Raw genomic sequence first — 22,691 nt, 5'->3', positions numbered from 1 at the left:
CCACCGGCTTGATCGGCGCGGGGGTGTGGCTGCTGACCGATCGCGGCGTCTGGCACGACGGCGGCGGCCCGGCGGCGTCGGGTTCCGGGCACAGCGGGATGGCCGGGATGGACACCGATGCCGGCGGCGGCTCGGCCGGTCAGACAGGTCAAGCCGGCCAGGCCGGTCTGCCCGGTCTGCCCGGTCAAGCCGCCCAGCCCGGCGTCCCGGGCTTCAAGAGCCTCACCGGCGGCGCCCAGCGCAGCACAGGGGCGCTCCAGCCCGCCGCCCTCCCCGGGATGCCCGGCTACGACCCCAGCGACCTGTACGCCTTCGACCGCCCCGGCATGGTCTCGCCGGTGATCGCGGCGGCCCTGCCGCGGGTCTACGTGCCGAACACCGAGAGCGACACCGTCACGGTGATCGACCCGTCGGACTACCACGTCATCGAGACGCTCAAGGTCGGCCGCGAACCGCAGCACGTGGTCCCCTCCTGGGACCTGAAGACCCTGTGGGTCAACAACGACCTGGGCAACAGCCTGACCCCGATCGACCCCTTCACCGGCAAGGCCGGCGCCCCGATCCCGGTCCACGACCCGTACAACCTGTACTTCACGCCGGACGGCGTCTCGGCCGTCGTGATGGCGAGCAAGGACATGCAGCTGGTCTTCCGCGACCCGCACACCATGGCGGTCCAGAAGGTCCTGCCGGTCCCGTGCGAGGGCGTGAACCACGCGGACTTCGCGCCGGACGGCTCGTACTTCATCGTGTCCTGCGAGTTCTCCGGCCAGCTGCTGAAGGTGGACACCAAGACCCGCACGCTGCTGGGCGTCATCACCCTGCCGCAGCAGGGCTCGATGCCCCAGGACGTGAAGATCTCCCCGGACGGCAAGGTCTTCTATATCGCGGACATGGTGGCCAACGGCCTGTGGACCGTCGACGGCAACGCCTTCAAACTGACCGGCCTGATCCCCACCGGCAGGGGAGCCCACGGCCTGTACGTCTCCCGCGACTCCACGACGATGTACGTCTCCAACCGCGGCGAGGGCACCATCACCCTGTTCGACTTCGCCACCGGCAAGCCGCGCGGCAAGTGGCAGATCCCCGGCGGCGGCTCCCCCGACATGGGCGGCGTCTCGGCGGACGGCAAGGTCCTGTGGCTCTCCGGCCGCTACAACGCCGAGGTCTACGCCATCTCCACGGTCGACGGCCGCCTGCTGGCCCGCATCAACGTCGGCCGCGGGCCGCACGGGCTGGCGGTGTACCCGCAGCCGGGGCGGTATTCGCTGGGGCATACGGGAGTGTTCCGCTAGCATCCGCCGGCAGCGGGTCAGTCGATGACCCGCTCCGACCCGCAGTACACGTTCGCCGTGCGTCCCCGCAGGAACCCGACCAGCGTCAGCCCCGACTCCGCCGCCAGGCTTACCGCCAGCGACGAGGGCGCCGACACCGCGGCCAGCACCGGGATCCCGCCGGCCACGGCCTTCTGGACCAGTTCGAACGAGGCCCGGCCGCTGACCGCCAGGACGTGCTCGCGCAGCGGCAGGCGGCCCGCGCGCAGGGCCCAGCCCAGGACCTTGTCGACCGCGTTGTGCCGGCCGACGTCCTCGCGCAGGCAGACCAGCTCGCCGTCGGCGCCGAACAGCGCCGCGGCGTGCAGGCCGCCGGTCTTGGCGAAGATCTTCTGGGCCTGGCGCATCCGGTCCGGCAGGCTGAACAGAACCTCGGCCGAGACCTTGACGTCGTCCTCGGCGACCGGCCAGCGCACGGCGGCGTGGACGGCGTCGATCGACGTCTTCCCGCAGACCCCGCACGCGCTGGTCACGTACGACGACCGCCGCAGCCGTTCCTCGGGCAGCTCCACGCCGGGGGCCAGGGTGACGTCCACGATGTTCAGGGGGTCGCCGTCGGCGAAGTCCAGGGACGCCTCGCCGTCCAGGTACGCGGTGGAGGAGCAGCCGTTGTCGGCCGAGCAGAACTTCATCTGGACCAGGTCGCGGGGGCCGGCCAGCACGCCCTCGGCGGCCAGGTGGCCGGCCACCAGGTCGAAGTCGTCGCCGGGGGTCCGCATGGTCACCGTGAACGGCCGGCCGCCGATGCGCATCTCCAGCGGCTCCTCGGCGGCCATGTGCTCCTCGCCGCCGCGCCGCAGGATCGCATCGCCCGGGCCCGCCGAACCGTCAAGGCGTACTATGCGCCGCCGCGCGGTGACTCTACTCACAACCGTCCCCAACTCTAGGATCCCAGGCTCCCCCGGTAATAGGCAAGTGATTTTCCACCACTGACATTCCCGCCTTAAAACCAGGTGAAAGGTGCCTTAGGCATTCTCTACCATCCGACTTATGGAGTCGACGCCAGCGCAACCCCCCACCAGTAAACCCAGGATTCCAGACGATACGAAGCTCCCCGGCGATCCGAAGCTTCCCGGCGAACCCAAGAGCGGCGCATTCGCCTCCTTGCGCCGCTTGACGCCCTTCATCCGCCCCTACCGGGGCCAGATGATCCTGATGTCCCTGGCGGCCCTCGGCGCCACCCTGGTCGGCGTCGCCGTGCCCCTGTTGACCAAGGAACTGATCGACGGGCCGATCGCGCACCACGACAAGGCAGCCCTGTGGCCCCTGGGCGGCCTGGTCCTGCTGTTCGGCGTCGCCGAGGCCGCGCTGGTCTGGCTCCGGCGCTGGTTCCTGCAACGCGCCGCCCTCGGCATCGAGGCCGACATCCGGAACGCCTTCTACCGCCACCTGCAGAAACTGCCGGTGGCCTTCCACGACTCCTGGCAGTCCGGTCAGCTCGTCTCGCGCATGTCCGGCGACATCAACAGCCTGCGCCGGTTCTTCGGCTTCGCGCTGATCTTCCTGGTGGTCAACGGCGCCACCTTCCTGCTGGTCGGCGGTGCCCTGGTCCTCATCCACACGCTGATGGGCCTGATCATCTACGCCGCCTCCGTCCCGCTGATCCTGTACGGCCGGCTCGCCGACCGCCGCTACCACCGGCAGTCCCGCGCCGCGCAGGACCAGGCCGGCGACGTGGCCACGCTGGTCGAGGAGTCGGCGCTGGGCATCCGCGCGATCAAGGCGTTCGGCCGCCAGGGCCTGGTGTTCGGCCGCTTCGACGAGCGCGCCCAGACGCTGCGCAGGCTGGAGCTCACCAAGATCCGGACCCTGTCGGAGCTGTGGGCGGTGTTCGCGCTGCAGCCGCAGTTGGTGCTCTCGCTGTGCGTCCTGCTCGGCGCCTACGCGGTGTCCTCCGGCGCGCTGTCGCTGGGCACGCTGGTCGCCTTCATCTCGCTGTACCTGACGCTGCTGTGGCCGATCGAGTCCATGGCCTGGCTGATGGCGCAGAGCCAGGAGGCGAACTCCGCGGCCGAGCGCGTGCTGGAAGTGCTGGACACGGTGCCCTCCATCGCCGACGCCGACACGACCGTCCGCCCGCGACCCGCCAGCGCCGGCGAGCTGGTCTTCGAGGACGTCAGCTTCACCTACCCGAACTCCGACCGGCCGGTCATCTCCGGGTTCGACCTGCGGATCGCCCCCGGGGAGACGGTCGCGCTGGTCGGCCCGACGGGCTGCGGCAAGACCACGCTGACCGCGCTGGTGCCCCGGCTGTACGACGTCACTGCCGGCCGGGTCCTGGTCGACGGGGTGGACGTGCGCGAGCTGCCGCTGACCGAGCTGCGGCGCACGGTGGCCTGCGCGTTCGAGGACCCGACGCTGTTCTCCGCCTCGGTGCGCGAGAACCTGACGATGGGCGTCCCGGACGCCACCGCCGAGCAGATCGAGGAGGCGATCGAGGTCGCGCAGGCCGGGTTCGTCGAGGAGCTGCCGTGGGCGCTCGACACCCGGGTGGGGGAGCAGGGGCTGACGCTGTCCGGCGGGCAGCGGCAGCGCGTCGCGCTGGCCCGCGCGGTGCTGGGGCGGCCCTCGATCCTGGTGTTGGACGACCCGCTGTCCGCACTGGACATCCATACCGAGGGCAAGGTCGAGGAGGCGCTGCACAGCGTGCTGCGCGGCACGACCGGGCTGGTGGTCGCGCACCGGCCGTCCACGGTGCTGCTGGCCGACCGGGTGGTGCTGCTCTCGCCGCCCGGGCCGGAGGGCACGACGATCGCGGCCGTCGGGACGCATCAGGAGCTGTTGCGGACTTGTCCGGCGTACCGCGACATCCTTTCGCAGACCTCTGATCTCGCGGACGCGGCCGAGGAAGCCGCCGATGCCGCCGAACCTGCCGACAGCACGCTTGCGGAGGTGTCCCGATGACGACAACCACCACCGACTGGCGAGGTGTCGCCACCGAGAAGAAGGACGATCTGCCCGGCAAGAGAAGCATCCGGCTGCGGGCGCGCAGCCGGAGACTGCTTGGCGAGCTGGTCCGGCCGCATCGCAAGGAGCTGCTCTTCTGCACCGGCATGGTGCTGGTCCAGACCGTGTTCAACATGGCCGGGCCCTACCTGGTCTCGATCGGCATCGACCGCGGCATCCCGGCGCTGCGGCGCGGGGACTGGGGCCCGATCACCGCGATCTTCGTGGCCATGGTGATCAGCGCGATCCTGGCCTCGGGGCTGCGCGCGATCTTCCTGAACAAGGTCGGGCGCATCGGCCAGACCATGCTGCTGAACCTGCGGCGCATGGTGTTCAGCAAGTTCCAGGCGCTTCCGCTGGCGTTCCACGAGAACTACACGTCCGGGCGCGTCATCAGCCGGCTGACCTCCGACCCGGACGCGCTGAACGACCTCATCGACAACGGCCTGGACGGGCTGCTGGACGCGGTGCTGACGGTCTCGGCGATCGGCATCATGATGGCGGTGCTGGACGTGCCGCTGACCTTGGTGGTGGTGCTGGCGTTCCCGGCGATGCTGCTGCTGATGCGCTGGTTCTCGCGGCACTCGGCGGTGGCCTACCGGCGCACCCGGGAGACGATCGCGGCGCTGATCGTGCACTTCGTCGAGACCTGCAACGGGATCCGCGCGGTGAAGGCCTTCCGCCGCGAGCCGCGCAACGAGGAGATCTTCGGCCAGCTGAACAACGAGTTCCGCGCCGCCAACGCCCGGGCGATGAACCTGCTGGCGGTCTTCATCCCGGGGATGAAGACCATCGCGGCGTTCACGACCGCTGCCGTGGTGGTGTACGGCGGGCTGCGGGTGATGGACGGGAACATCCAGATCGGCGTGCTGGTGGGCTTCGTGCTGTACCTGCGGCGGTTCTTCAACCCGCTGGAGGACATCGCGATGTTCTACAACTCGTTCCAGAGCGGAACGGCCGCGCTGGAGAAGCTGTCAGGGGTCCTGGCGGAGGCGAACGAGCTGCCGGAGCCGGCCGAGCCGAAGCCGCTGCCGTCGCCGCTGCAGGGCGCGGTGTCGTTCGAGGGGGTGACCTTCGCCTACCCGAAGCGCGAGTCCGACGCGTCATCGGCATCGGGGGCCGAGGCCGAAGCCGAAGCAGAGGACATCGGCACCGGTGGCAAGGTGATCCTGCCGCTGCTGGACCTGCAAGTCCCGGCCGGGCAGACCGTGGCCCTGGTGGGAGCGACCGGGGCGGGCAAGTCCACCCTGGCGCGCCTGCTGTGCCGCTTCTACGACCCGCAGGACGGCGCGGTCCGCGTCGACGGCGTGGACGTCCGCGACCTGGCGGACGCCGACCTGCGCCGCGCGGCGGTGATGGTGACGCAGGAGAACTTCCTGTTCGCCGGCACCGTCGCGGACAACATCGCCTTCGGCCGCCCCGACGCCACCCGCCCCGAGATCGAGGCGGCGGCGAAGGCCATCGGCGCGCACGAGTTCATCAGCGCGCTGCCGGAGGGCTACGACACGGACGTGAAGAAGCGCGGAGGGCGATTGTCGGCCGGCCAGCGGCAGCTGGTGGCCTTCGCGCGGGCCTTCATCGCGGATCCGGCGGTGCTGGTCCTGGACGAGGCCACGAGCTCGCTGGACGTGCCCAGTGAGCGCATGGTCCAGCGGGCACTGCGGACGATCCTGGCCGACCGGACGGCGCTGATCATCGCCCACCGGCTGTCCACGGTCGAGATCGCCGACCGGGTGCTGGTGATGGAGCAGGGGCGCATCGTCGAGGACGGGGAGCCCAGTGCGTTGCTCGCCGCCGGCACGGGACGATTCGCGGGGCTGCATCAGGCTTGGCGAGAGAGTTTGGTGTAGCGCGGGCTGGTGCCTGGAGTCAGCGAGCCGGCGTCGTTCCTTTGGGGGCGGCGCCGGCTTGTTTGCGGCGGTTTGTCTACGGGGCGGCAGGCGAAGGCGTTTTCTGATGGCTTCGCGCGAGGTTTGCGGGATCCGCTGATGGCGCAGTTCGTCTGGCCGAGGGTGACGCCCGGTATCTGCTCGATGGCCGCGCGGCAGATTTTTAGCCTGCTTTACCCGCTCCCTCAGACCTCATTCAGCTCCGGCCGACACTGTTGCAAGACGCGGATGCCCGTCCGTCTGCACGTGCGTCCGGCGCGTGCGTTCGGCTTGCGTGTTCCCTGGTGAGGGGGTGCGTCAGTACTCTGCGCTTAGCATTCGACCCCGGTGTGTAGTGCCAAGACTCGGCAAAGTCCGGGTCATCTTCGGGCCGTACCCATTGAGACCGGACCGTGACCTCCGGCAGATTGCTCTCCCGACAGGCCTCGCGCGAGCGTTCGAAAGCGATGTACCCCACGGCCGCGCACAGGAGGCGAAGTTCGGCGGAAGGCCTCTCTTGTCCGGCATATCCGGCTCCGGTTCCGGCAGACATGTCGCCAGCCATGCCAAGCCCGGGGCGATGAACAACGCCAAGGGCAAGGTCAAGACCGCGGCTGCGGTGACCAGTGTCCTGGCGGTCAGCGGAGGCGTCGCCACCGCGTTCCACCTGCATCAGGATGGTCTGCGCAACAGTGCTGAGGCTGCTTCGCAGGACTCGAATACCTCGGCGGCGGCCGCGGCGGCGAACGCGCTGCTCGCGCAGCGGACCGGGAGTACCACCGCGGCGAACCGCGACATGCAGCGGCCGACGCTGGCGCCGTCCTCGGCGCCGACGAGTTCGTCGAGTGCCGCGCCGACTTCGGCCAGCAGCTCCACCAGCACCACGCCGCCGGTGCCGACGTCCACCTCGACGTCGACCCCCGCGCCGACGACGGCCAAGTCCGAGACGCCGTTGCCGTCCAAGACCTCGACGTCGACTCCGACGCCGACGAAGACCACGACGACGCCGAGCTCCTCCAGCTCCAGTTCGTCCGGTTCGTCGACCAACATGGGCTACAACGCCACGCCCGCGCAGGCGAAGGCGATCGCCGCGGCGGTGGTGCCCTCCGGCGAGCTCGGGTGCTTCTCGGACATCATCGAGCGCGAGTCGAGCTGGAACGTCTTCGCCACCAACCCGTCGTCCGGCGCCTATGGCCTCGGTCAGGCCCTGCCCGGCGACAAGATGGCCTCGATGGGCTCCGCCTGGCGCAACAGCGCGCTGGTCCAGATCAAGTGGGCGCTGTCGTACATGAACGGCCGCTACGGCTCGCCGTGCGCCGCGTGGACCTTCTGGCAGGCCCACAACTGGTACTGAGGTACCGAGGTCCGTACCGCAAGACATCCGGCTACCGAGGTACCCACATACCGACGTACCGACCAGGCCCTCCCCGGGACCCCACAGCCGCCGCAGGCTCACGCGTGCGGCGGACCCGGGCCGGGCCGCAACACCGCCCCGCGGCCGAGCTCCCCACCGGCCGGCCGGGCGGACCAGGAAGGGTGCGTCTCAGCCGTCTGAGGCGGCGGCGAGCAACGGGACCAGAACGTCGGACACCGGCGTCGGGATCCCGTGCCGCCGCCCCAGGCGGCGCACCACGCCGTTGCGCGCGTCCCACTCCAGTTCCCGGCCGGCGAGCCGGTCGAACAGGATCGAGGACCCGATGTCCGGGTCCATCCGCTCGAAGATGCCGACCAGGGCCTCGGCCTCGGTTTCCGGCAGGGCCGCGCCCTCGGCCCGGGCCACCGCCAGCGTTTCCTGAGCCAGCGCCAGGGCCAGTTCCCTGATGTCGGGGCGCTGGTAAATCGCCGCGCGCAGGCCGGTCGCGGCCATCACGCCGGCGATCGCGTTGGTGGTCAGCTTGCGCCAGGCCGCGGTGGTGAAGTCCGAGACCAGTTCCACCTCGACCGCCGAGGCGCCCTCCAGCAGCCGGGCGAACTCCTCGCCGTCGGGGCCGGCCGGGACCTGCAGCAGCGAGGAGATGTTGTTGCGGACGGTGACCTCGCCCGGGCCGGTCGGTTCGGCGCTGATCCAGACGATGGCCGGCAGCACGTGCGCGTCGTTCGCGTACGGGGCGACCCGCTCCACGTGTTCCACGCCGTTCTGCAGGGCCACGACGGTCGTGGACGGCTTGCACAGCGCGTCCAGGTAGCCGGCGGCGCCGTCGGTCTGGTGTGCCTTCACCGCGAGCAGTACCCAGTCGGCCGGGCCGGCCACGTCCGCCGGGGAGGTGAGGATCGGGGCGTCCAGGTCCGTGGCGGCGCCGGAGGCGTCGTCGACCACCCGCAGTGCCCCCGGGTCGCGCCGTGCGCACAGCGTGACGGAATGTCGTCCCGTCTGCTGCGCGGCAAGCGCCGCGACCGAACCGATAGCGCCAGGCCCCACCACCGCTATGTCCGCCATGGGGGTAGAGCGTATACGCCCCCCGCCTACCGCACGTCGCCCATCAGCCGGTTGATGATCGGGGAGGCCAGGAACACCAGCACCCCGATGCCCGCCGCCACCGCCCCCAGGCTCAGGAAGTAGGCGAAGTCGCTCATGACCGTGCTGAGCTTGGTGACGTACACGTTCAGCGCGTTCCCGGTGGCCGTGGCCAGGAACCACAGCCCCAGCATCTGCCCGGCGAAGCGGGCCGGGGCCAGCTGCGTGGTCACCGACAGCCCGACCGGGGACAGGCACAGCTCGCCGATCGTCTGCAGCAGGTAGGTGACCGCCAGGAACCAGATCGAGACCCGGTGCGTGGGCGTGGCGTCCTTGCCGGCGATGCTCATCACGAAGAACGAGCAGCCGATCACCACCAGCCCGATCGCGAACTTCACCGAGGTGCGCGGGGCCCGGTCGCCGAGCTTCTGCCACATCCAGGCGAAGATCGGCGCGAACACCATGATGTAGAAGGGGTTCGCGGACTGCAGCCACACCGAGGGCATCTGCCAGCCGAAGATCGACAGGTCGGTCTTGTCCGCGGCGAACAGGTTGAGCTGGCTGCCGGACTGGTCGTAGATCATCCAGAACACGGTGGCGCCGACGAAGAACGCGACGAACGCCAGCAGCTTGGGCCGCTCCGCGGACGTCAGCCCGCCCCGGCTGAACATGTAGCCGAAGTAGAGGAACGGCGTGGCGATGATCGGCGCGGCCAGACCGTCGGCGAACGCCGAGACCGACCACTCGGTGATCGCCATCCAGCCCAGCACGATCACCAGGACCACCCCGACGATCAGCGCCCCGAGCCGCAGCGAGCGCCGGAGTTCCGGCGGGGTGATCGGTTTGGGCGGCCGGAGCCCGACGGTGCCCAGGTGCTTGCCCTCCACGACGTACCAGACCACCGCGAAGGTCATGCCGAGCGCGGCGATCCCGAAGCCCAGGTGGTAGTTGACGTGCTGGCCGACCCAGCCGGCGGTCAGCGGCGCCAGGAACGCGCCGGAGTTGATCGCCATGTAGAAGATGGTGAAGCCGGCGTCCCGCCGGTCGTCGTGCTGGTGGTACAGACCGCCGACCTGCGCGGAGATGTTCGGCTTGAGCAATCCGGTGCCCAGGACGATCAGCCCGAGGCCCAGGAACGAGGTGGCCGCGGTCGGGACGGCCATCACGTAGTGGCCCAGCGCGATGATGATGCCGCCCCACAGCACCGAGCGTCTGGCGCCCCAGATCCGGTCGGCGACCCAGCCGCCGGGCACCGCCATCAGGTAGACCAGGCTGTTGTAGATGCCGTAGAAGCTGTTGCCGGCCGCGTCCGACAGGCCCAGGCCGTGGTGGGCCGTGGTGTCGGTGAGGAACAGGACGAGCAGCCCGCGCATCCCGTAGAAGCTGTACCGCTCCCAGAACTCGGTCGCGAACAGTGTCTGCAGACCCTTCGGGTGTCCAAAGAACGCCCGGTCCTCGTCCTGCGGCGGCAGGCCCTGGGCAGGGGAGGGAACGTCGTGGGTCGTCATGCGTTCGGTGCTTCCCGGACCAGATCGCCGCATTACAGACAATGCTCCAGATGGGGGAGCGACAGCGGCTCGACCCCGATTACCATCACACTCATGACCCGAGTACTGCTCGCCGAGGACGACGCCGCCATTTCCGAACCGCTGGCGCGGGCGCTTCGACGTGAGGGCTACGAGGTCACTGTGCGCGCCGACGGGCCCGGGGCCCTGCTGGCCGGGCAAAGTGGCGTCGACCTGGTCGTTCTCGACCTGGGCCTGCCCGGAATGGACGGCCTGGAGGTCTGCCGCCGGCTGCGCGCCGACGGCCACACCTTCCCGGTGTTGGTGTTGACAGCCCGCGCCGATGAGGTCGACACCGTGGTGGGCCTGGACGCCGGCGCCGACGACTACGTCACCAAGCCGTTCCGGCTGGCCGAACTGCTGGCCCGGGTGCGCGCGCTGCTCCGGCGCGGCACCCCGGACCTGGGCAACGGCGTGCACGGCGTCCGAATAGACATCGAGTCGCACCGCGCCTACCTGGGCGACCAGGAGCTGAACCTGACGGCCAAGGAGTTCGACCTGCTCCGGGTGCTGGTCCGCGAGGTCGGCCGGGTGGTCACCCGGGACCAGCTGATGCGCGAGGTGTGGGACACCACGTGGTGGTCCTCCACCAAGACCCTGGACATGCACATCTCCTGGCTGCGCAAGAAGTTGGGCGACGAGGCCTCCCGCCCGCGGTTCATCACCACGGTGCGCGGCGTCGGCTTCCGTTTCGAGCGCGGCTAGCGAGCGGGCCCGCCTGCCGTGCGCCGTCGCCTGGTCTCCTCCACGTTCCTCGTGGTCATGATGGTCGTCATCCTGCTCGGCGTGCCGCTGGCGGTGCTCGAGGTGCGCTCGGTGGACACCAGCACCAAGACCGTGCTGGCCACCGAGGCGCGCATGCTCGCCGAGACGGTGCGGATGCAGGTCAGCAAGGCCAGCCTGGACGGCACCAACGCCGGGCCGCTGGGCGCCTACGCCAAGGACTGGCCGAATATGATCGCCTCCCAGCACGACGCCACCATCAACGTCGACGGCCAGAGCCCGATCCAGGTCAACAGCGCGCTGCCGGCCGGCTCGCCGACCTTCAGCGTCACCTACGACATCGACAACGTGCTGCGCAACGTCGGCGTGCACGTCACCGTGCGGGCCCCGCGCGAGCCGGCCGACCAGCAGATCCGCAGCTCGATGTACCTGATCGGCGGGGTGGCGCTGGCCGTGCTGGTGGCCGCCACGGGCCTGGCCTACCTGCAGGCCCGCCGGCTCACCAAGCCGCTGGAGGAGCTGGCGGCCACCGCCGAGCGCCTGGGCTCCGGCGACCCGCGGCCCCGGCACCGCCGCTACGGCATCAGCGAGCTGGACCGGGTCGCCGAGGTCATCGACAGCTCGGCGGACCGGATCTCCACGATGCTGGGGGCCGAGCGCCGGCTGGCCGCCGAGGCCTCGCACGAGCTGCGCACCCCGCTGGCCGCGCTGTCGATGCGGCTGGAGGAGATCATCACGCTGGCCGACGACCCGCAGACCGTGCGCGACGAGGCCGAGGTGGCGCTGTCCCAGGTCGAGCGGCTCACCGACGTGGTGCAGCGGCTGCTGACCACGGTGCGCACGCACCGGCGCTCGGACCTGGCGGTGCCGATCGAGGTGGACACCGTGATCCGGCAGCAGGTCCACGAGTGGCGCCCGGCCTACCAGTCGATGCGGCGCGGGATCGTGGTCTCCGGCGAGCGGCGGCTGATGGCCATGGCCACCCCGGGCGCGTTCTCCCAGATCCTGTCCACGCTGCTGGAGAACTCGCTGATCCACGGCGCCGGCACGGTCACCGTGCACACCCGCGCGGTCGGCGGCTCGGTGGTGGTCGAGGTCGGCGACGAGGGCGACGGCATCGCGCCGGACCTGGAGGCCAAGCTGTTCGAGCGGGGCGCCTCCTCGCGCGGGTCCACCGGGCTGGGCCTGGCGGTGGCGCGGGAGCTGGCCGAGGCCGACGGCGGCCGGCTGAACCTGGTGCTTCAGCGGCCGGCGGTGTTCGCCGTCTTCCTCACGGAGCACTCGCCGTTGTCGGTGATTGCGCGCTGAAGCCGCCGTCGTCGTCGGCGTCGGAGCCCCCCGGGCCTCCGGGGCGGGCGGCGGCCTGGGTGTTGCCAGCCGTTCCGGCAGCCCCAGCGGCCCCGGCAGCACCGCCGGTCTCGCCGGCCTCGGGGAAGACGAACAGGTGCGAGGTCGTGAACCGGAACACCCCGGCGACCGGCAGGCCCAGGACGAACTTGGCGACGTTGGCCGCCTCGATGCTGTGGAAGCCCAGCACCCGGTCGCCGACGAACACGAAGCTGTTCTCGATGATCAGGCCGACCAGGCTGATCAGCGCGAACATCGCCATCTCCCGGCGCCGGGCGTCGGCCGGGCGGTCGCGGAAGACCCAGTAGCGGTTGCCGATGTAGGCGGTGACGGTGGCCACGCAGGTACCGCCGATGGAGGCCACGGTGTGGCTCAGCCCGGTGTACTTCCACAGCAGGTTGGAGCTGAAGACGTCCGAGGCGACGCCGATGGCGCCGACCACGCCGAACTTGAGCATCTCGGCGTAGAGCTTGCGGACCGTCGAGACGGTTTTGGCAACGAGCACAGGAGGATTATCTACAAAGATGTGCGGTGGCTGTCAGCCCGCGACGTCAGCGGCCCGCGGTCTCGGGGACCGGGCGCTGGTGGGCGTGCGGGTGCGCCGCGTGCGCGTTCGCGACCGGGTACAGCGGGGCGGTCGCGGAGGCCGGGATCGCTTCGGGCTCCTCGGCGGTGCCCTCGGGGAAGACGAACGTCCGGTAGCAGTACAGGCGGAAGAGCATGCCCAGCGGGAGGCCGAAGACGTAGCTCGCGACGTTCACCGCCAGCGTGCCGTCCTGGCCCAGGCCGTACTTGCTGATGAAGACGAACATGACCTCGATGACCGCGGCGACGCCGTTGATCAGGAAGAAGAAGAGCATCTCCCGGCGGCGGTCGATCTTGTCGCGGTCCTTGTAGGTCCAGTAGCGGTTGCCGAGGTAGGCCACAAAGGTGGCCACGATGGTCGAGACGACCTTGGCGAAGATCTGCTTGCTGGGAGCCGCCAGCAGGTAGACGTTGAACACGCCCATGTTGACGACCAGGGCGACAGCGCCCACGGCCCCGAACTTCGACAGCTCGTGGACGAGGTGTTCGAAGCGGTTGTACAAAGAACGCACGACCGTCACGCCTGCCACCTGTCTTCCATCGGTTTTCTCCTAGCGACCCGAGGGTACCGTCCCTATCTGGGCCGCTTCGACTGCTGACCGGGAAACCTCCGTTAAATCTACTCATCGCGACGTAGCTGTGACATTAGGCCGCACCCATTCGTGGTGCTAGGTCCGGGATGTCGTCCTCCGATGTGTCCAGACAGGCAACCGGATCGACTCGCCAGTGCGTCGTGGCCGCACCTGGCCGCCCCATAGAATTAACCGGTGAGCTTTCCCGTGGTAGGAGTCGTCGGAGGCGGCCAGCTGGCCCGCATGATGCAGCAGGCCGCGATCGGCCTGGGGGTCGAGTTGCGCGTGCTGGCGCAGCGGCCGGATGATCCGGCCGCGCAGGTGACGCCCGGCACGGTGATCGGCGACCACCACGACTTCGAGGCGCTGAAGGCCTTCGCCGCCGGCTGCGACGTGCTCACCTTCGACCACGAGCACGTGCCCACGGACTTCCTGCACGAGCTGGAGGCCGCCGGCGTCGCCGTCCGCCCCGGTCCCGACGCGCTGGTCTACGCCCAGGACAAGGGCCTGATGCGGCAGCGGCTCTCCGAGCTCGGGCTGCCGTGCCCGCAGTGGGCGCTGGTCTCCTCCGACGACGATCTCGCCGACTTCGGCACCACGGTCGGCTTCCCCTATGTCCTGAAGGCCACGCGCGGCGGCTACGACGGCCGCGGGGTGTGGGTGGTGGACGACCTGGACGAGGCCAAGGCGGTGCTCGCCGGCGCGGTCGAGCGCGGCGTGAGGCTGCTGGCCGAGGCCAAGGTGCCGTTCGTCCGGGAGCTGTCGGCCCAGGTCGCGCGCTCCCCGCACGGCCAGGCCGCCGCCTACCCGGTGGTGGAGTCGCTGCAGATCGACGGCATCTGCCGCGAGGTGTACGTGCCGGCGCCCGGGCTGTCCGAGGCCGCCGCGCTGGACGCCCAGCGGATCGCGCTGACCATCGCCAAGGAGCTCGGGGTCACCGGGATGCTCGCGGTGGAGATGTTCGAGACCGCCGACGGCGCGGTGCTGGTCAACGAGCTGGCGATGCGCCCGCACAACTCCGGGCACTGGAGCATGGACGGCGCGGTCACCGGCCAGTTCGAGCAGCACCTGCGCGCCGTCCTGGACCTGCCGCTGGGCCAGGTCCGGCCGGTGGCGCCGATCGTGGTGATGGCCAACGTGCTGGGCCTGGACCTGCCCGAGGTCTACCCGGCGTACAAGCACGTGATGGCGCACGACCCCGGGGTCAAGGTCCACATGTACGGCAAGGCCGTGAAGCCGGGCCGGAAGATCGGGCATGTCAACGTCCTGAGCGTCCAGGGCGGGTCGTTCGAGGACACCGTCGAGCGCGCCCGGCACGCCGCCGCGTACCTGCGAGGAGAGATCGATGAGTGAGCCGGCCGCGGCCAGCGCCAGTTCCGCCAGCCCCGCCAGTCCCGCCAGTTCCGCCAGTCCCCTGGTCGGACTGGTCATGGGTTCGGACTCGGACTGGCCGGTGATGAAGCTGGCCGCCGAGGCGCTGGAGGAGTTCGGCATCCCCTACGAGGCGGACGTGGTCTCGGCGCACCGGATGCCGCGGGAGATGATCGCCTACGGCGAGAACGCGGCCGGCCGCGGCCTGAAGGTGATCATCGCCGGCGCCGGCGGCGCGGCGCACCTGCCCGGCATGCTCGCCTCGGTCACCCCGCTGCCGGTGATCGGCGTCCCGGTCCCGCTGAAGTACCTGGACGGCATGGACTCGCTGCTGTCGATCGTGCAGATGCCGGCCGGCGTGCCGGTCGCCACGGTCTCGGTCGGCGGCGCCCGCAACGCCGGTCTGCTGGCCGCCCGCATCCTGGCCGCGCACGACCTGGAACTGCTCGGCGCCATGCGCGCCTTCCAGGACGACCTCAACGCTCAGGCCACGGCCAAGGGTGCGGTCCTTCGCGCGGTTAGGGCAGAGTAGGCCGGTCGGACAGCGCGGCACACTGGTCTGGTATCCGTTGTCTGTGTTCATCTCTGCGGGCATCGCGGGCGACTTCGGCCCGCCCGCAGGGGACACTGTGTAAACGGGGGAACCTCGCAGGGCACGCGCGACGACAATGGGGGAGCAGATCTGTGGACGCCAACCGACCCGCTCCGGGCCCCGGCGGCTACGGCGGCCTCGGCGCCGGGAGCATCGTCTCGAAGAACATCCAGCCGCTGCTGGAGGCCGACCCGCGCCAGATCGGGCCCTACGCGGTGCGCGGGCGCCTGGGCCAGGGCGCGATGGGCAGCGTCTACCTCGGCTTCGCTCCCTCCGGCCAGGCGTTCGCCCTGAAGGTGCTGCGCCAGGACTTCGCCTCCGACCGCGACTTCCGCAAGCGCTTCACCCGCGAGATCGCCGCGGCGCGCGCGGTGCACTCCCCGTTCGTGAACGCCGTCACCGACGCCGACCCCAACGCCGCGACCCCGTGGCTGGCCTCGTACTTCATCCCCGGCCCGCCCCTGAGCTCGGCGGTGCAGCTGGCCGGCCCCTTCGCCCCCCGCTCGGTGGCCCACCTCGGCGTCGGCATCGGCCTGGCCCTGCAGGCCATCCACACCGCGGGCATCGTCCACCGCGACCTGAAGCCGGCCAACGTCCTGGTCGCCTCCGACGGCCCGCGCGTCATCGACTTCGGCATAGCCCGCGCCGTCGACGCCAGCATGCTCACCGCCACCGGCATGCGCCTGGGCACCCCGAGCTTCATGGCCCCCGAACAGGTGGCGGGCAGCGACGTGGACGCCCCGGCGGACGTCTGGGCGGTGGGCGGCATGCTGATCTACGCCGCCACCGGCCGCACCCCCTTCGGCGACGGCAACGCGATGGCCATCCTCTACCGCGTCGAGAACCACGAACCGGACCTGCAGGGGATGGAACCGGCACTGGCGTACATAGCAGGACGCTGCCTGACCAAGGACCCCGCCGAGCGCCCGACCCCGACCCAGCTGGTCGAGATGTGCCGCGCCGCCCTCAACGGCGGCCTGGAGGGACACCCGGCCCTGCGCGGCTCGGACGTCACCGGCTGGCTGCCGTCGGCGGTGTCGCGGGACCTCGCGGCGCGGGCGGTGGAGCTTGTGAACATCGGGCATGTGGTGCCGGGTCCGGGGCCGGTACCTGCGGCGGCTGCGCCTGCGACCGCGTCGCCGAGCGCGGGCGGCGACACCGGCACCGGTACCGGCGCGGGTGGCGCGGGCAAGACCGGCGGGGGCCTCGGCGGATTCTTGCGACGCAAAGGCGGAGGACCGGCCGGCGCCGGTTCCGCGACGGGGGCGCCCTCGACCGGGCAGCCGAGTGGTCAATACAGTCAGGGGACTGCGATGGGTGGCGGGCAGGGGCAGTACGGGCAGCCGAGCGGCCAGACCGGCGGCGGACAATACGGGCCTCCGCCGGGGTACGAGGGACAGGACCCGAACGGGACGGGCGGCAGTGGGACGGGGCAGATAGCGCCTGGTCACATACCGCCTGGTCAGATGCCGCAGGGGCAAATGCAACCGGGCCAAATGCCGCCTGGGCAGTACGGCGCACAGCAGCAGGGCACCTTCGGCGGGCAGAACCCGGGCGGCACCAGCGGACAGTACGGTGCGCCGGCTCCGCAGCAGGGGTATGCGAACCCTGAGCCCGCCGGCCAGTGGGGCCAGCCGCCGCAGAGTCAGCAGCAGCAAAGCCAATGGGGACAACCCGCCGCACCGGCGTGGGGACCCTCGGGGCCCTCGGGCAGCGACATGCCCACCACCATCACGCCCCCGAACGTCCCCGCCCCCGAACCTCAGGAACCGGCCTGGCGCGCGGCGACCTCCTCGCAGACACCGGCGGCCCCGGAACCGGAACCGGCGGGAGTCGCAGGGCTTCCCGCGGGCTTCACGCCGATCGGGGAAGAAGCCAGGCGCCTCGAAGAAGTAGCTGAAGCAGACTCGGCAGCCGCCTCCGACAGCGGTTCCGGTCAGCAGCCCGCGGGCAATGGTCCGGCCTGGGGCCAGACGCCCGGCTCCGGTTTCGGACAGCAGTCCGCGAGTGGCACTCCGGCTTGGGGCCAGCCTGCCGCTTCCGACGCTCCGGCTTGGGGCCAGCCTGCCGCTTCCGACGCCCCGGCTTGGGGCCAGCCCGCCGCTTCTGACGCTCCCGCCTGGGGCCAGCCCGCGCCTGCTTTGCCGCAGCCCGCCGCCTCTGCGGCTTCCGATGTCGATCCGGCTTTCGGCCCGCCCAAGCCCGCCAACTCGGCCATCCCCCAGATCGCGGAGCCCACTTTCGCGACCAACTTCAACATCCCGGCCGTCACCCCGCAGCCCGAGGCCGGCGCCGACTCCGGCCCCGCGCGCTCGGGCATCGGCGTGCCCTCCATCGCCGAGCCGACGTTCGCGACCAACTTCAACATCCCCGCCGTCACCCCGCAGCCCGAGCCGGCCGCCGATCAGCCTCAGGCCACGCCGTCGACTCCAAGCTCGACCCCGGCTCCCGCGCCGTCGTTCGCGGTCCCGCAGATCGCCGAGCCGACGTTCGCGACGAACTTCAACATCCCGGCCGTGACCCCCGCGCCCGCGCCCGACGCCGCCCAAGCCGCCGCCCAAGCTGCCTCCACCGCTGCCGCCACCGACGCCCCCGCGTCCCAGGCCGCGCCGCCGACTCCGCCCCCGGCTCCCGCGCCGTCGTTCGCGATCCCGCAGATCGCCGAACCCACGTTCGCCACCAACTTCAACATGCCCGCCGTGACCCCGCAGTCCGGCACCGGGGATTCCAGCGAGCCCGAAGCGTCGGCACCCGCGGCGCCGTTCAGCGGCATCAGCGTCCCGCAGATCGCCGAGCCGACGTTCGCGACCAACTTCAACATGCCCGCGGTCTCCGCCGCCCCGAACGCCGATACCGACGCGGGCGCCGACGCACCCCCCGCCCGCACCGGCCCTCCCGCGGTCAGCGTCCCCTCCATCGCCGAACCCAGCTGGGCCACCGGCTTCATGCCCGCGGTCACCCCCGACGCCCCGGCGCAGGACGCGATCCAAGACGCGATCCCGTCCCCGATCCCCGACGAGCCGGAACCGGCCCCCAAGCCGATCACCCACGCCCCGCCGATCCCGCCGCACCTCCAGCAGCCGATGACGCCGCCCAAGGGCTTCGGCACGCCATCCAGCACGCCGAGCTCCCAGCAGCAGCCGCAGTCGCCGCCGTTCCAGCAGCAGACCCCGGCCCAGCAGCCCTTCGCGCCGCCGCAGCAGGGTCAGGGTCAGGGACAAGGCCAATATCAGCAGCCCTACGCAGCCGGCGGCTACGCCCAGCAGCCTCAGCCCCCGTTCGCCCAGCAGCCCCCGGCTCCCCAGCCCCAGCACGGCTACCAGCAGCAGTCGCCGCAGGCCTACCAGCAGCCGTACCAGCCGCAGCCCCCGCAGAGCCCTCAGGCCCCGCACCCCCAGCAGCAGTTCGGCTACCAGCAGCCCCAGGCCTCGCCGCAGCAGTCCTCGGCTCAGCAATACGCGGGCTACCAGCAGCCCTCAACCTCGCCGCAGCAGCCGCCCGCCCAGCACTACGCGGGCTACCAGCAGCAGCCCCCGGCCCCGCAGCAGCCCCCGGCCCCGCAGCAGCACGCGGCCTACCAGCCGCAGCCCCCGCAGCCCTCCAACCACCCCGGCCACCCGGGCCACCCGGGCCACCCCAACCAAGCCCCCACCCCCCGCCCGGACCACAACCCCCAAGCCGGCGGCATGACCATCGTCCCCCTCCCGCCCTCGATGGAGTCCCCGTACGGCGTCCCCGAACGTCCCCAGGGCCCCGGCCCGACCCTCGTCGACACCGGCACCGCCAAGGGCTGGTCCTCCTGGTCCAGCAGCAAGCGCATCATCGTCCTCACCGTCGCGGGCATCGTCGTCGTCGGCGGCATCGTCGGCGCGATCCTGGCCATGTCCGGCGGCTCCTCCAAGTCCGGCGCCCCCGTCTCGCCCGCCGTCGGCAACGCCGCCCACACCACCGGCGGCTCCCCGACCACCACCGCGGCGGCCGGTCCGATCGGTGCGCAGCAGGGCGCGCCCGGCGCGCGCGACGTCGTTCTGCGCGGTCTCTATGTCGCCGCGGCCGACCGCGACTTCCAGACCGTCTGCTCCTCCCAGACCGACGCCGCGCAGAAGGGCGCCGCCAAGAGCGCCGGCTGGGACGGCCAGGGCGATCCCATGGCGCTGTGCGAGAAGTACTTCCAGGACAACTGGTCCACCATCAGTGCCGACTACCTGCGCGGACGCCAGGTGACCGACGTCAAGACCGGCCCGGCCGCGAGCACCATGACGGTCACCGTGAACGACCCGCCGCCGTCCGGCGGCGGCAGCACCCGCAGCTTCACCGTCGTCTGGCAGGACACCCACTGGCTGCTCGAGGCGGCGAACGCCTGATCCCGGCGCGGTCCCGACGTCGGTCCAGCGGTCCACTGGACGGCGCCGTGCTCAACGCGGCCCGGCCGGACCACTAACCTGTCAGTCATGACAGGGCATGGACCGGCCGTCGCAGCGGTCGGAAACGCGGCGGGCACGGGGAGTAGCGGCACATACTTCAGCGCCTACTCCGTGGTCGGAATCCTCCTGCTCCTGGGAGTGGCGTTCGTGGCGACCGCTTTCGGTGCCAACCGCTTGTTGCGTCCCCACGCACCGACCCCCGAGAAACTCCTCACCTACGAATGCGGCGTGGACCCAGTCGGTGAAGGATGGGCACATACGCAAGTCCGGTATTACGTATATGCGTTCCTCTACGCCATCTTTGCCGTAGACGCCGTATACCTGTTCCCCTGGGCGACCATCTTCGCGGCGCCCGGCTTCAAGGGCACGACGCTCGTGGAGATGTTCGTCTTCCTCGGCTTCCTGGCGGTCGGCTTGCTGTACGCCTACAAGAAGGGTGTGCTGACATGGCTGTAGACCTTCCCGTCCCGCGCGTCGGCGCGCCTGTGCAGTCCTCTGCACAGGGAACAGGTACGGGAGCCGCTTTAGGGTTCCTCAACAGTGCCGCGCCCCAGCCGATGCGTGTTGTCCTCAACTGGGGACGCCGCTACTCCCTCTGGGTCTTCAACTTCGGTCTGGCCTGCTGCGCCATCGAGTTCATCGCGACCTCCATGGCCCGCCACGACTTCATCCGTCTGGGCGTCATCCCCTTCGCGCCGGGACCCCGTCAGGCGGACCTGATGGTCGTCTCCGGCACGGTCTCGGACAAGATGGCTCCGGCCGTGAAGCGTTTGTACGACCAGATGCCCGAGCCCAAGTACGTGATCTCCTTCGGCTCTTGCTCCAACTGCGGGGGCCCGTACTGGGACTCGTATTGTGTGACCAAGGGTGTCGACCAGGTGATCCCGGTGGACGTCTACGTCCCGGGCTGCCCGCCGCGTCCTGAAGCTCTGCTTCAAGGAATCATTAAGCTCCAGGAAAAGATCGCGGCGGAAGACCTCCGGGCGCGCTATAGCGGACGCGATCCCCGCCACCCTCCGCGGCTCCCCTTTATGCGCCGCTCGCCTAAGCATCTCTCCAAGGCGTCCGCAGAGTCGGCTACAGGGTCGGCCCCAGAGTCGCCCGCCGACAAGGCCTCGTCCAAGACCATCGCGGACATCCTCGCGACGGCCCAGGCGCCGGTCTCCCTGCTTCCCCCGCGCGAGGACGCCTCGACGATCCTCCTCCCGGTCGTGGAGACGCCGAAGCCGCCGAAGCTCTTCTACCGCCGCTACCCGAAGGAGCTGCGGCGCTCCCGCGACATCGGCCTCAACATCCTCAACCAGAAGCCGGAGGCCGACGATGACTGAGGCCGAGACCTGGGATGACGTCCAGGAGACCTTCGGCGAGCGGACCGTCACCGCCGCCCCCGGCGACTGGCTGGCCACGCTGGAGCGGGCCCACGGGCTGGGCTACACGTTCTTCGACTGGCTGACCGCGGTCGACGAGGAGGACGCGGGCTTCGACGTCTTCGCGCACGTCGCCAAGGTCGAGGGCGACGAGCGCGCGGCCCGGCTGCTGATCAGGACCCGCATCCCGAAGGACAAGGCGGAGCTGCCCTCGGCGGTGCACGTCTACCGGGGCGCGAACTGGCATGAGCGCGAGACGTTCGAGATGTTCGGCATCACGTTCACCAACCACCCGAACCTGATCCCGCTGCTCCTGCCCGACGGCTTCGACGGGCATCCGCTGCGCAAGGACTTCGTGCTGGCCGCGCGGGTCGCCAAGGAGTGGCCGGGCGTCAAGGAGCCGGGGGAGGGCGGGCCCTCGCACGCGGCCCCCGCCGGGCGGGCCACGCGTCGCCGCATGGTTCCCCCCGGCGTTCCGGACGGTTGGCTGAAGCCGCTGCCCGAGGACGAGCCGCACGGGTCCGGTGCCGCTGATGCCGCCGATACCTCTCCGGCCGAGGGACAGGAAGGCGGAGCATGACCGTCACGGACGCCGTCGTCCGGCTGGCCATCATCCTGGGGTTCTTCCTGGTCGTGCCGTTGGTCGTGGGCCAGATGGAGCACAAGGCCATGGCGCACATGCAGTCCCGCGTGGGGCCGATGTACGCCGGAGCCTTCCACGGCTGGGCGCAGCTGGTCGCGGACGGCGTGAAGTTCGCGCAGAAGGAGGACGTGGTCCCGGCCGACGCCGACCGCCGCGTGTTCCAGCTGGCGCCGGCCGTCGCGCTGATCCCGTACCTGGTGGTGCTGGTGGCGATCCCGATCGGGCCGGGCACGCAGGTCGGGCGGAACCTGGACGCCGGGCTGTTCTTCGTGCTGGCGGTGCTGGGCGTTGCCGTGCTGGGCTCGCTGATGGCCGGCTGGGCCAGCGCCAACAAGTACTCGCTGCTCGGCGGCATCCGCAGCGCGGCGCAGCTGATGGCCTACGAGCTGCCGATGATCCTGGCGGCGTCCTCGGTGGCGATGGCCGCCGGCACCCTGTCGCTGACCGGCATCGCCGAGGCATGGCACTGGTACTGGCTGCCGTGGCAGCTGATGGGCCTGTTCGTGTTCTTCGTCTCGGGCCTGGCCGAACTCCAGCGCCCGCCCTTCGACATGCCGGTGGCCGACTCCGAGATCATCTTCGGCGCCTACACCGAGTACACCGGCATCCGCTTCGCCCTGTTCCTGCTGGCCGAGTACGCCGGCATCGTGGTCCTGTCCCTGCTGACCACGGTCCTGTTCCTCGGCGGCTGGCGGGGCCCGTTCTACCTCGGCCTGGGCGCGGCCGGCTTCGGCTGGTTCTGGACCCTGGCCAAGACCCTGGTGCTGGCCTTCCTGGTGATCTGGCTCCGCGTGAGCTACCCCCGCCTGCGCGAGGACCAGCTGCAGAAACTGGCGTGGACGACCCTGATCCCGCTGTCGTTGGCGCAGATCGCGCTGACCGGAATCCTGAAGGTGGCCTGA

At 70.8% G+C, this 22,691-nt stretch carries 18 protein-coding genes and 1 pseudogene; 13 read left to right on the top strand and 6 right to left on the bottom strand.

The genetic code is table 11. The features are described 5' to 3' along the window. Positions 1-107: 107 nt before the first annotated feature. Complete coding sequence (locus tag ABIA35_RS12875; RefSeq protein ID WP_370358162.1) at positions 108-1,292, top strand: hypothetical protein; 1,185 nt, start codon at positions 108-110, stop codon at positions 1,290-1,292. Between the two features lie 17 nt (positions 1,293-1,309). Here ABIA35_RS12875 and fdhD read toward each other — a convergent pair whose 3' ends face one another. Then, positions 1,310-2,200: a formate dehydrogenase accessory sulfurtransferase FdhD gene (gene fdhD, locus ABIA35_RS12870; protein WP_370337104.1), complete on the bottom strand. Its 891-nt coding sequence runs from the start codon at positions 2,198-2,200 to the stop codon at positions 1,310-1,312. Positions 2,201-2,321: 121 nt separating this feature from the next. Between fdhD and ABIA35_RS12865 the strand changes: the two genes are divergently transcribed. After that, entirely contained in the window at positions 2,322-4,235 is a 1,914-nt protein-coding gene (locus ABIA35_RS12865; protein WP_370358031.1) for an ABC transporter ATP-binding protein, read from the top strand. Next, positions 4,232-6,127 (top strand): ABC transporter ATP-binding protein, encoded by a 1,896-nt coding sequence (locus ABIA35_RS12860; RefSeq protein ID WP_370358030.1) that lies wholly within the window; start codon positions 4,232-4,234, stop codon positions 6,125-6,127. Before ABIA35_RS12865 ends, ABIA35_RS12860 begins: the two co-directional genes overlap by 4 nt. 690 nt (positions 6,128-6,817) lie before the next feature. On the opposite strand, the gene ABIA35_RS12855 is transcribed toward ABIA35_RS12860, so the two are convergent. Next, entirely contained in the window at positions 6,818-7,195 is a 378-nt protein-coding gene (locus ABIA35_RS12855; protein WP_370337110.1) for a hypothetical protein, read from the bottom strand. On the opposite strand from ABIA35_RS12855, the gene ABIA35_RS12850 reads away from it, so the two are divergent. Then, positions 7,194-7,499 (top strand): hypothetical protein, encoded by a 306-nt coding sequence (locus ABIA35_RS12850; RefSeq protein WP_370337112.1) that lies wholly within the window; start codon positions 7,194-7,196, stop codon positions 7,497-7,499. The two genes, ABIA35_RS12855 and ABIA35_RS12850, sit on opposite strands and share 2 nt — an antisense overlap. Positions 7,500-7,688: 189 nt before the next feature. Here ABIA35_RS12850 and ABIA35_RS12845 read toward each other — a convergent pair whose 3' ends face one another. Both ABIA35_RS12845 and ABIA35_RS12840 read right to left on the bottom strand, forming a co-directional pair. Continuing rightward, positions 7,689-8,582: a 2-dehydropantoate 2-reductase gene (locus ABIA35_RS12845; protein WP_370337114.1), complete on the bottom strand. Its 894-nt coding sequence runs from the start codon at positions 8,580-8,582 to the stop codon at positions 7,689-7,691. Between the two features lie 26 nt (positions 8,583-8,608). Next, entirely contained in the window at positions 8,609-10,108 is a 1,500-nt protein-coding gene (locus tag ABIA35_RS12840) for a peptide MFS transporter (protein ID WP_370358028.1), read from the bottom strand. 93 nt (positions 10,109-10,201) lie between these two features. Between ABIA35_RS12840 and ABIA35_RS12835 the strand changes: the two genes are divergently transcribed. Both ABIA35_RS12835 and ABIA35_RS12830 read left to right on the top strand, forming a co-directional pair. Next, positions 10,202-10,870: a response regulator transcription factor gene (locus ABIA35_RS12835; RefSeq protein WP_012785064.1), complete on the top strand. Its 669-nt coding sequence runs from the start codon at positions 10,202-10,204 to the stop codon at positions 10,868-10,870. An 18-nt stretch (positions 10,871-10,888) separates the two neighbouring features. After that, a complete protein-coding gene (locus tag ABIA35_RS12830) occupies positions 10,889-12,196 on the top strand; it encodes a sensor histidine kinase (protein WP_370337118.1) in 1,308 nt (435 codons plus the stop codon). On the opposite strand, the gene ABIA35_RS12825 is transcribed toward ABIA35_RS12830, so the two are convergent. Both ABIA35_RS12825 and ABIA35_RS12820 read right to left on the bottom strand, forming a co-directional pair. After that, entirely contained in the window at positions 12,159-12,740 is a 582-nt protein-coding gene (locus tag ABIA35_RS12825; RefSeq protein WP_370358027.1) for a GtrA family protein, read from the bottom strand. The two genes, ABIA35_RS12830 and ABIA35_RS12825, sit on opposite strands and share 38 nt — an antisense overlap. Positions 12,741-12,786: 46 nt before the next feature. Next, complete coding sequence (locus ABIA35_RS12820; protein WP_370337122.1) at positions 12,787-13,341, bottom strand: GtrA family protein; 555 nt, start codon at positions 13,339-13,341, stop codon at positions 12,787-12,789. A 246-nt stretch (positions 13,342-13,587) separates the two neighbouring features. Between ABIA35_RS12820 and ABIA35_RS12815 the strand changes: the two genes are divergently transcribed. The 7 genes and pseudogenes from ABIA35_RS12815 to ABIA35_RS12785 all read left to right on the top strand — a co-directional run bounded on the left by ABIA35_RS12815 (position 13,588) and on the right by ABIA35_RS12785 (position 22,691). Beyond that, on the top strand, positions 13,588-14,745 hold the full coding sequence (locus ABIA35_RS12815) for a 5-(carboxyamino)imidazole ribonucleotide synthase (protein WP_370337124.1): 1,158 nt from the start codon (positions 13,588-13,590) through the stop codon (positions 14,743-14,745). Beyond that, the gene (gene purE / locus ABIA35_RS12810; RefSeq protein ID WP_370358026.1) at positions 14,738-15,295 is read left to right on the top strand and encodes a 5-(carboxyamino)imidazole ribonucleotide mutase; all 558 of its coding nucleotides are present in this window, start codon (positions 14,738-14,740) and stop codon (positions 15,293-15,295) included. Before ABIA35_RS12815 ends, purE begins: the two co-directional genes overlap by 8 nt. Positions 15,296-15,447: 152 nt before the next feature. Next, on the top strand, positions 15,448-19,719 hold the full coding sequence (locus tag ABIA35_RS12805; protein WP_370358025.1) for a protein kinase: 4,272 nt from the start codon (positions 15,448-15,450) through the stop codon (positions 19,717-19,719). 87 nt (positions 19,720-19,806) lie between these two features. Then, complete coding sequence (locus ABIA35_RS12800) at positions 19,807-20,235, top strand: NADH-quinone oxidoreductase subunit A (protein WP_370337129.1); 429 nt, start codon at positions 19,807-19,809, stop codon at positions 20,233-20,235. Beyond that, positions 20,226-20,780 (top strand): annotated as a pseudogene (locus ABIA35_RS12795) (NADH-quinone oxidoreductase subunit B); the annotation flags it as partial. The gene ABIA35_RS12800 and the pseudogene ABIA35_RS12795, both read left to right, overlap by 10 nt. Before the next feature lie 319 nt (positions 20,781-21,099). After that, positions 21,100-21,726 (top strand): NADH-quinone oxidoreductase subunit C, encoded by a 627-nt coding sequence (locus tag ABIA35_RS12790; protein WP_370337130.1) that lies wholly within the window; start codon positions 21,100-21,102, stop codon positions 21,724-21,726. Beyond that, complete coding sequence (locus ABIA35_RS12785) at positions 21,723-22,691, top strand: NADH-quinone oxidoreductase subunit H (protein WP_370337132.1); 969 nt, start codon at positions 21,723-21,725, stop codon at positions 22,689-22,691. The genes ABIA35_RS12790 and ABIA35_RS12785 overlap by 4 nt, the downstream gene beginning before the upstream one ends.

The organism is Catenulispora sp. MAP12-49, from assembly GCF_041262705.1.
GTDB lineage: Bacteria > Actinomycetota > Actinomycetes > Streptomycetales > Catenulisporaceae > Catenulispora.
Note: the sequence above shows the minus strand (reverse complement) of the source record. Positions and strands in the feature narration are given on the sequence as shown.